Raw genomic sequence first — 12,745 nt, 5'->3', positions numbered from 1 at the left:
GGTTGGGACGTACTACCGGGGTAGGACATCGATGCCTGCCCCGGGGTGATGCCAACGACCCTCGCGCCCTTTACGATCAGGCCATGCCGGACGCGCTGAAGCGCCGCGTACAAACCTGGGCGCGACGGAAAGAACAGTTGCTGCCCTACGGCTTCAGCATGACCGTCGTCGCCGGTTTCGACGCGATGATGGTCGTGGTGGGCAGCATCGCGGCCCTGCAGCGTCCCGCTTCTGAGTGGCCGATCGTGGTGATCGCGATGGTGATCGCGTTCAGCCCCGAGATCGTGTTCTTCTCTTTCGATCTCAGCGGCATCGTCAACAGGCACGAGGGCCCCACGCTGTGGGCGGCGTTCATGGTGGGGACCGCGATCCTGCTGTTCGCCACTCCCACAGCGATTACCGGTGATTTCGCTCCGCTGATGCTGACCCTGACCGTCGGCATGGTCAGCGCCATCACCTCGGTACGGGGCGGCGCGCTGGCCGCTGCTTCCGCGGCCGCCCTGCTGGGGTGCGCGGCAGCCATGCACCGCCTGAACACCCCGGCGCTGTATCTGGCTTTCGTCGCAATCGGCTGGCTCGTCGGCTATCTGATGCGCACCCAGCAAGACCTCCTGACCAAACAGGGCCAGATGCAGGACCAGCTGGCTCAGCACGCCGCAGCCGACGAACGCCGGCGCATCGCCCGGGAAGTGCACGACGTCATCGCACATTCGCTCAGCGTCACGCTGCTGCACTTGACGGGAGCGCGCCACGCGCTCGAGCACGACGGCGTCGACGAGGACTCCGTTCGCGCTCTGCAGCGCGCCGAACACCTGGGGCGACAGGCGATGGCGGACATCCGACGTACCGTCGGATTACTCGATGCCGAAACCATGGGACTCACCCCGGAACCGGTCATCACCGATATCCCTACCCTGGTCGAGGATTTCAGCCGCGCCGGGCTGAATGTCAGCTTGGGAGTCAGCGGATCACTCGACGACATCTCGGCGGCCGCGGGACTCGCGTTGTACCGGATCGCCCAGGAGTCGCTGGCCAACGTCGCCAAGCATGCGCCCGACGCGGCGACAAGGATCACGCTGACCGTATCGCGCACCGCGGCGACCCTGAACGTCATCAACGAGCTCCCCGCCGCAGCCGCCGAACGGCCCGTCGAGCCAGGGCGCGGATTGCATGGGATGACGCAGCGCATCGAACAATTGGGCGGCACAATCAATTTCGGCCCCAGCCGATATGGGTGGTCGGTGCATGCCAGCGTGCCGTCGGGCGCCCACGAATCCGACCCACCGACGCGGATACCGGCATCGTGAACGACGACAAAGCCCTGGTGAATGCCCTGATCGTCGACGATCAGGAGTTGGTCCGCTCGGGCCTGTCGTTGATCCTGCGCGCCAAGCACGGCATCGTCGTGGTCGGCGAATGTTCGGACGGCGACCAGGTTCCCGACGCGGTGGCGCTCCATCGACCCGATGTCGTGGTGATGGATCTGCGCATGAAACGCGTCGACGGGATCGAGGCGACCCGGCGTCTGACCGAGTCCGGCGGCCCACCGGTGCTCGCGCTGACCACGTTCAACGACGACGAGCTGCTATCCGGTGTATTGCGCGCCGGGGCAGCGGGTTTCGTGCTGAAGGAGTCACCGGCCGAGGAACTCATCCGCGCCGTTCGGGCCGTCGGCAACGGCCACAGTTACCTCGATCCGGCCATCACCGGACGGGTACTGACCACCTATCGCGCGACTGCCGCACCATCGGCGGTCCCGGCCGTATCGATCGACGAGCTCACGCCTCGCGAGCGCGATGTACTCACACTGATTGCCAAGGGGCACACCAACGCCGAGATCGCCGACGCGCTATTCATCTCGGGCCTCACGGTCAAGACGCACATCGGTCGCATCTTCACCAAGCTCGGGTTGCGCGACCGCGCCGCCGCGATCGTCTTCGCCTACGAACACCGCATCATCGCCCCGTCCTGACGGGATGACCTACGGCAGCACCGTGTGCATCAACATCACGTCGTACGCGGACCACAGCGACAGGTTGAAGTACAGGTCCCGACCCGACGACCAAGGGTGGATCATCGGCGCGTAGATGCCACCGGGCATCTGGAACGACGACACGAGCGGCTGCTCCCCACTCCACGGTCCCGTCGGCGTCGGCGCGGTCCGTGCCACGACGTCGTTACTGCCGCCGTTGGTGTACAGCACCAGGTATTGCTTCAGGTAGCTGTTGTACTGGGCCGACATCTCGCCGACCGGCCCGGGCCAAAGAGGTGTCGCCGCACCGGGATTGGCCGCGACCCAGTGTCCGCCGTTGTCGCCGTTCCAGTATTGGTACTTGCTCAGGTCCGGCAGCTGAGCCGGGGGAACACGCGACAGGTATGCCGCACCACCTCGTCCCGACGGCGTGCCGAAGTTGTAGATGTAGCCGTCCTGCCCCTTCATGAACGCGCCCATTTGGAAGTTCTCGTTGCCGGGGGTGTACCCGGCGCCGGGCACGGTGTCGGGCGAAGACGTGCGGATCGAGCCGGGGAAGATCCCCCAGTTCTGGCCGTTGTCGTTGGATCTCGCGATGGCCGAATAGTTCGTTGACCATTCGCCGTCGCGACCCCACTGCCGAATCGACATGTAGCTCATGTACTGCGTGCGGCCTAGCGACATGGCCGACGTCGGAATGATGCCCGTTTCGTGGCTCGCCTTATGGATGGTGTTGACGACCTGCTTGGAAAGGCCGTTGGACCAGACCGGGGAGCCGGAGTAGTTGTTGTTGGGCACACCGTCGGCGATGTGGATTCCCTGCGACAGATCGTGGTCGCCACTGCGGAACAGCACGTTGTACCGCCATTGCTGCCCGCGAACCTTGCAGTAGCCGAAGGTGTCACCGAAGGCCATCAAGGCCTGGCGGTTGGCGGGATCGCCGTTGTCCCAGATGATCCCGAGGTCCGTCCCGGAAATGCCGAAACGTTGCAAGGTCTTGTTCGGTCCGTTGGGCCCGGTCACCCAGTCGACCAGCGACGTCGGCGCTCCGGCGATCTGAGCCGGCGGCGCTGCCGCGTCGGGCGCCGGCTGCGGTGCTGCGGCCGGCGGAGCCGGGGGGGCCGCGTTCGGCCGTAACGGCGCCGCATTCGGTGACTGCGGCAGCCCGGGCACCGGCGGGTTCGGCGCCGGCGGCGGCACCACCCCCGCCTGCGGAACCATCGGTGCCGAGTATCGCTGGCCGCCGCCGGTGGTCGGCTTGAGGAAGGAGGAGATCAGCGGGCCCAACTTGGGCAGCGGCGCCTGGTCATTCGTGTGCGAGGGCCGTCGCCCGGTCGGCGGCTGGACGACCGGCTGAGGCGCGGGTATCGGCGCCTGCGCGGGGGGCTCGATGTTCGCGTCGGGCGCACCGCATGGTGTGGCGTTTGCTGACGGCGCGGGGCCTGCCGCGACGATGTAAGCGATAGCGGCCACCGGCACCAGCGCTAGCGACATGGTCCGAAGAATCCCCGACAAAGTCATACCTTTCCAGGAGCGAGACGCCACATTGACGTACGCAGTTGGCTCATGTGACGATAGTGATTTAAGGGGCTCGTGTGACCAGTGATCAGCTAATAGGTATGCATCCGTGACCGTGTCGAAACCCGGCTTTCAAGCCATTCCCAGGCGGATTTGCTAGGCGCCCGTTCTCCTCCCGCAGGGCAGCCACGCCACAGAATCCTGAGGGCGCGCGGAACAAATGCCATGGACAACCTGCGTTGCCAGGCCAGTCCGGGTACGCTCCCATGCGCAGCAAACCCGTCGTCGCGGGTGGGCAGTCCGCCAAGGAGGGCGAGCGGTGAGCACAGGTAACGGGTTGCAGCCCAAACGATTCGGAACCGGACGCGCTTACCTTAGCCGAGTGGTCGCGGCGTCCATGGCCGGCACCGTCGTCGAATGGTACGAATTCTTCCTCTACGGCACCGCGGCCACCCTGGTGTTCGGCAAAGTCTTCTTCGCGAAGGGCGGCAACGACCTTGACGCCATCCTGGCCGCCTTTGTGACCTACGCCGTCGGGTTTGCGGCGCGCCCCCTGGGCGGCATCGTCTTCGGCCAACTCGGGGATCGGTACGGACGCAAGAAGCTGCTGCAGCTGAGCCTGGTGCTGGTCGGTGCCTCCACCTTCCTGATGGGTTGCCTGCCCACCTTCGCTCAGATCGGATACTGGGCCCCGGCGCTGTTGGTGACGCTGCGGTTCATCCAGGGCTTCGCCGTCGGCGGTGAGTGGGGTGGCGCGGTTCTGCTTGTCGCCGAGCACAGCCCGAACGCCAGCCGCGGCTTCTGGGCGAGTTGGCCGCAGGCCGGGGTGCCGGGCGGCAATATGCTGGCCACCGCGGTGCTGCTGGTTCTCACCTCGACCCTGTCGGACGCGGAGTTCCTCAGCTGGGGCTGGCGGGTGGCCTTCTGGCTATCCGCGGTCGTCGTCTTGATCGGCTACTACATCCGCACCAAGGTCACCGACGCCCCGATCTTCCTCGAGGCGCAGCGCGAGGCGGAGCGCGCCAAATCGACTCGGGCCGGCGTCCTCGAGGTGATAAAGCGTTACCCGCGTGGCATTTTCACCGCAATGGGACTACGGGTGGGCGAAAACATCATGTACTACCTGGTGGTCACCTTCTCCATCACGTATCTCAAGGTGCATGTGCACGCGAACACCAAAACGATCTTGTGGTGGCTGTTGGTCGCGCACGCCGCGCATTTCGCGGTCATTCCCTTTTTCGGGCACCTCAGCGATCGATTCGGTAGGCGCCCAGTCTATTTCGCCGGTGCTGTCGCGACCGCCACCTGGGGCTTCTTCGCCTTCCCGATGATGAACAGCGGCCACAACGCGGTCATCATGTCCGCGGTCGTCATCGGTCTGGTGTTCCACGGGGTGATGTATGCGGTTCAGCCGTCAGCCATGGCCGAGATGTTCCCGACCCGGATGCGGTATTCGGGCGTGTCGCTGGGATACCAGGTGACGTCCATCGTGGCCGGGTCACTCGCGCCGATCATTGCGGTTCGACTGCTCGAGATCTACAACTCGGCAGTGCCCATCGCCTGGTATCTGGCGGGCGCCGCCGCGGTGAGCGCCGTGGCCGCCGTCGCCGCCCGCGAGACGAAGGGCATCGACCTTGCCGAGGTGGATCGCGCCGACGCTCAGGCTCCGGCGGGTCGGTCTGCTCGGCCTCCGGAGGGGCCCGAACCGACCGAGCTTGTCGGGGGCACCGTCTAGGGCGCAATGCGCCGGTGAGCAGGGGATATCCTCGTTCACATAGGTCAGACGCGGCTCAGCCAACCTCGGTGCGAGCTTTTTGCCATGTTTGCCCCGGCCCGGGGATGGTAATGCCCCAACAGGGTGTGCGCGTCGGCCGGCCTACGCGCCCATCTAGGTCCCGTCGGTTCAGCCCGAGAGCCGACGGGTCCGCCATTTCCGGGGCAAATCCTCTGAACATCTGGTGTTGATCGCCAAACCCCGGCCCCGCCCGCACCCAACCAATTACCCTCCAGCTACCGAGTGTCCTCGCGGACGATCGGGAGTCTCTATCACAAATAAGGCCACTTGAAGGTTTGCCGGGCGGACAGCTGATCGAGTGCAAGGGCCGGATCGTGGCAGCTAAGGAGCCTGCTGCGGTGGATTTCGGCGTGTTGCCACCCGACGTCAATTCGGGTCGAATGTATGCAGGTCCGGGCTCGGATTCGATGCTCGCCGCGGCGGCCGCGTGGGATGATTTGGCCGCCGAACTGAGTACGGCCGCGACTTCGTACGGGCAGGTGATCTCAGCGCTGACCGTCGAGCCATGGGTGGGTCCCGCGTCATCGGCGATGGCAGCCGCGGCCGCTCCATATGTGAGCTGGCTGGCTGCTGCGGCGGCGCTCGCGCGGCAAACGGCTGCACAGGCCAGGACAGCCGCGGCGGCGTTTGAATCGGCGTTTGCGATGACGGTGCCGCCGACGCTCGTCGCAACGAACCGCAGCCAGTTGACGTTGCTCGTCGCGACGAACATTCTGGGGCAGAACACCGCAGCGATCGAGGCCATTCAGGCCGAGTATGCGGAGATGTGGGCACAGGATGCCGCTGCGATGTACGGATATGCGGGGGTGTCGGCTGCCGCGTCGGAGTTGACGCCGTTTCCCCCACCGACGCAAAACACCGAGCCGGGTGGACCAGCGGCCCAAGCTGCGGCAGTCGCCCGGGCGGCAGGCGAAGCGACCGACACCCAAGCAGAAACGGTCGCGGAGATGTTCCCAGGTTCGGTGCTAAACGGTTCATCTGCGATGTCCACGCCGTCAGATCCGCTGGCCTCCGGGCTAACGAGCCTCGCGCCGAACGTCAACCTGCCACTGTCCGCCTCCGCCCTTCAAATCTCCACCCCAATAGGTGATTTGGATGCGGTCGCCCTTTACATTGCCGCCGCCGCCACCGGCAGCCTCGCCTTGGCGATAACCAACACCACGCGACCGTGGCAGTCTCCCGGCAGCTGCAATGGCACCGGCAACGGCACTTCTGATGGTGGCGGCGTGAGCCCGACTCAGGGCAATACGGTGAATTCGACGGAAGCGCTGGGGGCGGTGGGCCCGGGGGGAACAACCGGACCCGTGTACGCAGGCGTCGGCCACGCGAGCATGGTGGGCGCGTTGTCGGTGCCGCACGGCTGGACCACCGCCGCTCCGGAGATACAGCTTGCCGTAGAAGCACTGCCCAGCGTCAGCCCCGTCACGGACTCGACGTCATTCGACGGCAACGCGGCAAGCCTGCTCAGCGGGATGGCGCTGGCGAATTGGGCCGCACGCGCAACGGGCAGCAGTACCGGCAACCGCAAGAACACCGACGCCCCCGCACAGCCGGAACGCAAACCCACGGTGGTGGTGATACAGAAACCGCCAGCGCCCTGAACCCGGCCGATCTGAAGCTGTTGCAGCTGAATTGCAAAGTCGTGCAACCCGTCCCGCCAGTCATAGTGTCGCCGATCGGGCACCACGCGCCCCGGCACAGCGAAATTATTCATGGGCGTCACGCTGGTCGTAGTAGCGTACAGCTATGGACGACGGTGTCTGGATTCTCGGCGGTTACCAGAGCGATTTCGCTCGCAACCTCACGAAGGAGAACCGCGACTACGCGGCGTTGACCGAAGAGGTGGTCGACGGCACCCTCACCGCGGCCAAGATGGACGCCGCGGACATCGGCGTAGTCCACGTCGCGAATGCCTTCGGCGAGATGTTCGCCAGCCAGGGCCACCTCGGCGCGATGCCGGCGACGGTGTGTGACGGGCTCTGGGACACCCCGGCGTCGCGGCACGAGGCCGCCTGCGCATCCGGCAGTGTCGCGGCGCTGTCAGCGATCGCCGACCTGCGCTCCGGCGCCTACGACACCGCGCTGGTGGTCGGGATCGAGTTGGAGAAACCCGTGCCCGGCGACATCGCCGCCGTGTATCTGGGTGCCGCCGCGTGGACCGGACACGAGGGAGCCGACGCGCGCTACCTGTGGCCGTCGATGTTCGCACGGGTCGCCGACGAGTACGACCGGCGCTACGGCTTGGACGACAACCATCTGCGGGCCATCGCGCAGCTCAACTTCGCCAACGCGCGGCGCAACCCCAACGCTCAGACCCGCGAATGGAGCATCCCCGACCCGATCACCGCCGACGACACGACCAACCCGGTCACCGAAGGTCGACTGCGCCGCTACGACTGCAGCCAAATGACCGACGGCGGTGCGGGATTGGTCTTGGTCAACGACTCCTATCTGCGCGACCATCCCGACGCGCGCCCCATCGGCCGCATCGAGGGCTGGGGGCATCGCACCGTTGGGCTGGGGCTGCAGCAGAAACTCGACCGGGCCGCCCGTCAAGACAATGGGGACCCCTACGTGCTCCCGCACGTGCGCTCGGCGGTGCTCGACGCGTTGCGCCGCGCACAGGTTGCCCTCGACGACATCGACGGGTTCGAGGTGCACGACTGCTTCACGCCCAGCGAGTATCTGGCCATCGACCACATCGGGCTGACCGGACCGGGCGAAGCGTGGAAGGCCATCGAAAACGGGGAGATCGAGATCGGGGGGCGGCTCCCGATCAACCCCAGCGGTGGGCTGATCGGCGGTGGACACCCGGTTGGGGCCTCCGGCGTGCGAATGCTGCTGGACGCGGCCAAACAAGTCAGCGGCGGGGCCGGCGACTATCAGGTCGAGGACGCAAAGACCTTCGGAACGTTGAACTTTGGCGGCAGCACCGCCACGACGGTCAGCTTCGTGGTGGGCACAACCAAAGGCGCATGACATGGATGTTGAGATCGTTGGCAAGTTCTTGTCGTCGCTGCCCGAAGACGACGACCACCCCTACCGGACCGGCCCATGGCGACCTCAAACCACCGAGTGGGATGCCAACGACCTGATCGCGGTGGCGGGAGAAATCCCGGCCGACCTCGACGGGATCTATCTGCGCAACACCGAGAACCCGCTGCATCCGGCATTGAAGACATATCACCCGTTCGACGGTGACGGCATGGTGCACGTGGTCGGCTTCCGCGATGGAAAAGCCTTCTATCGCAACCGTTTTATCCGCACCGACGGCTTTCTGGCCGAGAACGATGCTGGGCAGCCGCTGTGGCCGGGGCTGGCCGAACCGGTGCAGTTGGCCCAGCGCGAGCAGGGCTGGGGCGCGCGGACGAAGATGAAAGACGCGTCGAGCACCGACGTCGTCGTGCACCGGGGAATCGCACTCACCAGCTTCTACCAATGCGGTGATCTTTACCGGATCGACCCGTACTCGGCCAACACCCTCGGCAAGGAAAGCTGGAACGGGCGCTTCCCCCTCGACTGGGGTGTCTCGGCGCATCCGAAGGTGGACAACAAAACCGGAGAACTGCTGTTCTTCAACTACAGCAAGCAGGATCCGTACATGCGCTACGGCGTCGTCGACGAGGCCAACGAGCTGGCCCATTACGTCGACATCCCGTTGCCCGGCCCGCGCCTCCCCCACGACATGGCATTCACCGAAAACTACGCCATCCTCAACGATTTCCCGTTGTTCTGGGATCCGCGGCTGCTCGAACACGATGTGCACCTACCCCGCTTCTACCCCGATATTCCGTCGCGCTTCGCGGTGATCCCGCGCCGCGGATCGACCGCCGACATCAAGTGGTTCGAAGCGGACCCGACGTTCGTGCTCCACTTCACCAACGCCCACGAGGACGGCGACGAGATCGTGCTGGACGGTTTCTTCGAAGGCGATCCGCAGCCGCTCGACACCGGGGGAACCAAGTGGGACAAGCTGTTTCGCTTCCTCGCGCTGGACCGCCTGCAGGCTCGGCTGCACCGGTGGCGATTCAACCTGGTGACGGGTGCGGTCAAAGAGGAGCAATTGTCGGACTCGATCACCGAGTTCGGGACGATCAACCCCGACTATGCGGGCGGCAGCTACCGCTACACCTACGCCGCCACCGGGAAGCCGGGCTGGTTCCTGTTCGACGGGCTGGTCAAACACGACCTGCGCACCGGGGGCCAGGAGGGCATCTCGTTCGGCGACGGCGTCTACGGCAGTGAGACCGCGATGGCGCCGCGGGTGGGTGCGACCGGTGAGGACGACGGCTACCTGATCACCCTCACCACCGACATGAACACCGACGCCTCCTACTGCGTCGTGTTCGACGCAGCTCGGGTCACCGACGGCCCGGTATGCAAACTGCAGCTGCCGGAACGTATTTCGAGTGGAACACACTCGACGTGGGCGCCCGGTGCCCAGTTGCGCCGCTGGGACACTGCCGAGTCGGCGGCATCCGCCGTGGGCCTGTGAACCCCCCGACTCGGCGACACGTCGTCATAAGATGGCAATGAACTCCGAAAAGCCCCGCCGGACCACACACTGGCCCATGCAGTTGGCCTCGATCGGCGCCATCCGTTTCGCACGCAGGTCGTCGAACTTCGAAGAAACCGTGCATTTTTACCGTGACCTGGTGGGTTTGCCGCTCTTCGAGACGTTCGAGGCCAGCTATGGCAGCAACGGCGCGATTTTCGGTTTGCCCAGCTGGAACCTGACGATGGAGATCGTCGCGGCCCCCGACGGCGACGTCGCCGTCGATCACCACGAACAGCTGTGCCTGTACTTTCCAGACGAGCAGTCTCAGCGCGCCGCGATCGCGCGCCTAAAGGAAGCCGGGGTTGAAGAGGTGCAGCAGCATCCGTACTGGGCAGCAACCGGTGCGGTGACCTATCGCGACCCCGACGGTCGCGAGGTTGTGTTCGCGCCGTTTGTGTTCGGGGTCAACGAGCCCGCCGACAGCTCCATCTCGGGCAAACACGAGTTCCCGTCGCACTGAGATCTCACCGCGCGGCGCGGCCGGCGACGACGGCGGCGATCAGCGACGCGACCGAGCACGCGACTGCGCCGAGCGCGGCGATCCCGCCGACATAAAGCCCGTATTCCGCGGACACCGGCGGGTTGACGTTGAGTTTGTAGTACCACACCACCAACGCCACGATGAGCAGCGAAATCACCAGCGCGACAATCGAAGCAATCCGCACCGACAGGCCGCGGGCCACCATCGCCCCGGCGACCAGCAAGGCCGAGGACAGCAGCACGATCAGCTGGCCCGCGCCGAATCCCGGTGGAAGCTGCAGGCTGCCGTGTTTGCCACCGATCGCGCTGGCCCAGCCACCGCCACCGACCGACGTCGTCAGCCACGGCAACCAGGCACTGGCCGAGACGACCATGGCAAACAACGCCACCAGCCATCCAGGACGCAGGCGGCGGGTCATGGGTGCGACCTTAATAGGGCACCGGACCGACCGCCCGCTCGCCACGCTCGGATCGCCAGCCTGGGCCCGGACCCATCACTCCCGCAGCGAGGACTGGTTGAATTTGACGGCGAGGATCTGATCCACGCCCATCCGGCCTTCCTCGAAGGCCAGCATGCCGCCGGCCAGATACAGCCGCCACACCCGCGCGACTTCCTCGCCCAGCAGCGCGACGAATTCGTCGAAGCGCTCGTCCAGCGTCGCGATCCAGCACTGCGCGGTGCGGGCGTAGTGCTCGCGCATCGCCTGAACGGACGCGATCTCGAAGTCGCCGTCTTGCAGGTAGCGCAACGTCTGCCAGAGCGGTCGCATGTGCATGTCGGGGGCGATGTAGGCCTCGATGAACGCTCCCCCGCCCGGCGCCGCGTCGGCCCGTCGCGACATCTGCTGCAGCAACAGCTTGCCGCCGGGTCGCAGCGCGCGGCCGAGGATCCGCACGTAGGCGGGATACCACTGCTCGCCGACGTGTTCGCCCATCTCGATGGAAGCGACGGCGTCGAAAACACCCGCCCACTCCGGGTCATTGCCGAAGTCGCGGTAATCCTGCAGCCGAACCTCGATGGCCTCGCCCAGCCCGCGCTCGGCGGCGCGGGTTTCGATGAACTCGCGCTGCTGGCCCGACAGCGTGATACCGGTGGCGCGCACGCCGTAGCGCTGTGCCGCGTGCAGGATCAGCGATCCCCAGCCGCATCCCACGTCCAGCAGCCGCATGCCCGGTTCGAGCTCGAGCTTACGACAGACCAGATCCAGCTTCGCGGTCTGGGCGTCGTGCAGCGACTGTCCGGCATCGGTGAAATACGCCGACGAGTAAGCCATGTGGTCGTCGAGCAGCAGGCGGTAGAAGTCGTTGGACAGGTCGTAGTGATGGGCGATCACCGCCCGGTCGCGCCGGCGGCTGTGCAGGCGCCCGGACAACCGCGCCTCGCTGGCCGGGGCTCTCGGCGGCGGCCCGAGCGCCCCAAGCCGCAGCGCGCGCAGGGCGGCCACCAGCGCGCCGCGCGGCGAGATCGAGACGGCGGGGCGCTCGCGCGCTTGACGCCAGGCCCGCCGCAGGCCGTCGGCCAGGTCACCCTCGACGTCGATATCGCCGGTCACATACGCGCGGGCCAGGCCGAGTTCGCTTGGACGCCAAAGCAATCGGCGCAATGCCCGACGGGAACGGACCACCAGGACCGGGCCCTCCGGGGGGCCGGCCTCGCTGCCGTCCCAGGCGCGCAGTCTTACCGGCAGCTCGACACCCACGGTGGTTGCAAGCAGGTCCGCCAGACGGTCAGCGGCCGACGCCACCATGTCCGTTGCGGCCGGGATCGGGAGCGGTGAACACGGTGACGAATCTTTCCAGGGATTCGTCGATGTCGCTTCTTAGCGCGGCGGCCACGATCATGCCGATCGGGCCGAACAGCGCGGGGCCGCCGAGGTGCACATCAAAGCTGACGACCGATCCGTCGTCCTTCGGCTTGACCTTCGCGATCAGTTTGACCTTGACGCCGCCGACGCCGTCGCCGTTGAGCGTCATGGCTTCGGGCGGCTTGTAGTGCACGATCGTCCACTTGATCCGGTTGAGCATGCCCTTGACCTCGACGATCGATTCGATGATCGTGCCCTTTTGCAGGTCGTCGGGCAGCTTGCTGCGCCACACCCGGTGGATGCTCAACCAGTCCTTGAAACGGGACAGGTCAGATGCGTGCGTCCAAGCCCGCTCGGGCGACAGGGGTACGTCGATGGATCCGGAAAGTTTCGCCATGCGCTAGTCCTGCTGGTCGCCCTGAGCCTGAGGCGCTGCCGCCTTCTTGGCCTCTTCGGCCACCTTGTGGATGGTGTCGGAGTACTTGCCCCCGGTCTTGTCGTCGACGAACTCACCGGCCTTGTCGATCGCGTTCTCGACCTTGTCGGCGTTCTGCGCCAACAGATCCTTTGCCTTGTCCAGGAATCCCATGCGCTGTCCCTTCCCCGCGGATCCCCGG

General features: G+C 66.0%; 12 protein-coding genes. 7 read left to right on the top strand and 5 right to left on the bottom strand.

All coding sequences use genetic code 11. From position 1 onward, the window contains the following. Positions 1-83 precede the first annotated feature (83 nt). Together SKC41_RS12210 and SKC41_RS12205 are read left to right on the top strand one after the other, a co-directional pair. A complete protein-coding gene (locus tag SKC41_RS12210) occupies positions 84-1,307 on the top strand; it encodes a sensor histidine kinase (protein ID WP_330977865.1) in 1,224 nt (407 codons plus the stop codon). Beyond that, positions 1,304-1,972, top strand: coding sequence for a response regulator transcription factor (locus SKC41_RS12205; RefSeq protein ID WP_330977864.1), 669 nt, complete (start codon positions 1,304-1,306; stop codon positions 1,970-1,972). The genes SKC41_RS12210 and SKC41_RS12205 overlap by 4 nt, the downstream gene beginning before the upstream one ends. A 9-nt stretch (positions 1,973-1,981) precedes the next feature. On the opposite strand, the gene SKC41_RS12200 is transcribed toward SKC41_RS12205, so the two are convergent. After that, positions 1,982-3,466, bottom strand: coding sequence for a DUF4185 domain-containing protein (locus SKC41_RS12200; RefSeq protein WP_442931595.1), 1,485 nt, complete (start codon positions 3,464-3,466; stop codon positions 1,982-1,984). Positions 3,467-3,809: 343 nt separating this feature from the next. Here SKC41_RS12200 and SKC41_RS12195 point away from each other — a divergent pair, with 343 nt between their 5' ends. The 5 genes from SKC41_RS12195 (at position 3,810) to SKC41_RS12175 (ending at position 10,303) form a co-directional block, all read left to right on the top strand. Then, positions 3,810-5,225 (top strand): MFS transporter, encoded by a 1,416-nt coding sequence (locus SKC41_RS12195; protein WP_330977862.1) that lies wholly within the window; start codon positions 3,810-3,812, stop codon positions 5,223-5,225. A 398-nt stretch (positions 5,226-5,623) separates the two neighbouring features. After that, positions 5,624-6,886, top strand: a complete 1,263-nt coding sequence (locus SKC41_RS12190) for a PPE family protein (protein ID WP_330978856.1) — start codon at positions 5,624-5,626, stop codon at positions 6,884-6,886. A 145-nt stretch (positions 6,887-7,031) separates the two neighbouring features. Then, complete coding sequence (locus tag SKC41_RS12185; protein ID WP_330977861.1) at positions 7,032-8,264, top strand: acetyl-CoA acetyltransferase; 1,233 nt, start codon at positions 7,032-7,034, stop codon at positions 8,262-8,264. 1 nt (position 8,265) lies between these two features. Further along, positions 8,266-9,780, top strand: a complete 1,515-nt coding sequence (locus SKC41_RS12180) for a carotenoid oxygenase family protein (RefSeq protein WP_330977860.1) — start codon at positions 8,266-8,268, stop codon at positions 9,778-9,780. Positions 9,781-9,817: 37 nt separating this feature from the next. After that, entirely contained in the window at positions 9,818-10,303 is a 486-nt protein-coding gene (locus SKC41_RS12175) for a VOC family protein (RefSeq protein ID WP_330977859.1), read from the top strand. Positions 10,304-10,307: 4 nt separating this feature from the next. Here SKC41_RS12175 and SKC41_RS12170 read toward each other — a convergent pair whose 3' ends face one another. The 4 genes from SKC41_RS12170 to SKC41_RS12155 form a co-directional block, all read right to left on the bottom strand. Continuing rightward, a complete protein-coding gene (locus SKC41_RS12170; protein WP_330977858.1) occupies positions 10,308-10,742 on the bottom strand; it encodes a hypothetical protein in 435 nt (144 codons plus the stop codon). A gap of 75 nt (positions 10,743-10,817) precedes the next feature. Beyond that, positions 10,818-12,071 carry a class I SAM-dependent methyltransferase gene (locus SKC41_RS12165; protein WP_442931594.1) on the bottom strand — a complete coding sequence of 418 codons (1,254 nt, stop codon included), beginning with the start codon at positions 12,069-12,071 and terminating at the stop codon, positions 10,818-10,820. Then, entirely contained in the window at positions 12,052-12,525 is a 474-nt protein-coding gene (locus SKC41_RS12160) for a type II toxin-antitoxin system Rv0910 family toxin (protein ID WP_330977856.1), read from the bottom strand. The genes SKC41_RS12165 and SKC41_RS12160 overlap by 20 nt, the downstream gene beginning before the upstream one ends. Before the next feature lie 3 nt (positions 12,526-12,528). Next, positions 12,529-12,717, bottom strand: coding sequence for an antitoxin (locus tag SKC41_RS12155; protein ID WP_330977855.1), 189 nt, complete (start codon positions 12,715-12,717; stop codon positions 12,529-12,531). Positions 12,718-12,745: the final 28 nt, after the last annotated feature.

Origin of the sequence: Mycobacterium sp. 050128, from assembly GCF_036409155.1 — a bacterium.
Lineage (GTDB): Bacteria > Actinomycetota > Actinomycetes > Mycobacteriales > Mycobacteriaceae > Mycobacterium.
This window is presented reverse-complemented; position numbering and strand designations above follow the sequence as displayed.

Bases quoted from the DNA above. Each gene is read 5' to 3' on its own strand.
- SKC41_RS12180 (WP_330977860.1), top strand. From the start codon at position 8,266: ATGGATGTTGAGATCGTTGGCAAGTTCTTGTCGTCGCTGCCCGAAGAC.
- SKC41_RS12155 (WP_330977855.1), bottom strand. From the start codon at position 12,717: ATGGGATTCCTGGACAAGGCAAAGGATCTGTTGGCGCAGAACGCCGAC.
- SKC41_RS12175 (WP_330977859.1), top strand. From the start codon at position 9,818: ATGAACTCCGAAAAGCCCCGCCGGACCACACACTGGCCCATGCAGTTG.
- SKC41_RS12160 (WP_330977856.1), bottom strand. From the start codon at position 12,525: ATGGCGAAACTTTCCGGATCCATCGACGTACCCCTGTCGCCCGAGCGG.
- SKC41_RS12170 (WP_330977858.1), bottom strand. From the start codon at position 10,742: ATGACCCGCCGCCTGCGTCCTGGATGGCTGGTGGCGTTGTTTGCCATG.
- SKC41_RS12210 (WP_330977865.1), top strand. From the start codon at position 84: ATGCCGGACGCGCTGAAGCGCCGCGTACAAACCTGGGCGCGACGGAAA.
- SKC41_RS12165 (WP_442931594.1), bottom strand. From the start codon at position 12,071: ATGGTGGCGTCGGCCGCTGACCGTCTGGCGGACCTGCTTGCAACCACC.
- SKC41_RS12200 (WP_442931595.1), bottom strand. From the start codon at position 3,466: ATGTCGCTAGCGCTGGTGCCGGTGGCCGCTATCGCTTACATCGTCGCG.
- SKC41_RS12185 (WP_330977861.1), top strand. From the start codon at position 7,032: ATGGACGACGGTGTCTGGATTCTCGGCGGTTACCAGAGCGATTTCGCT.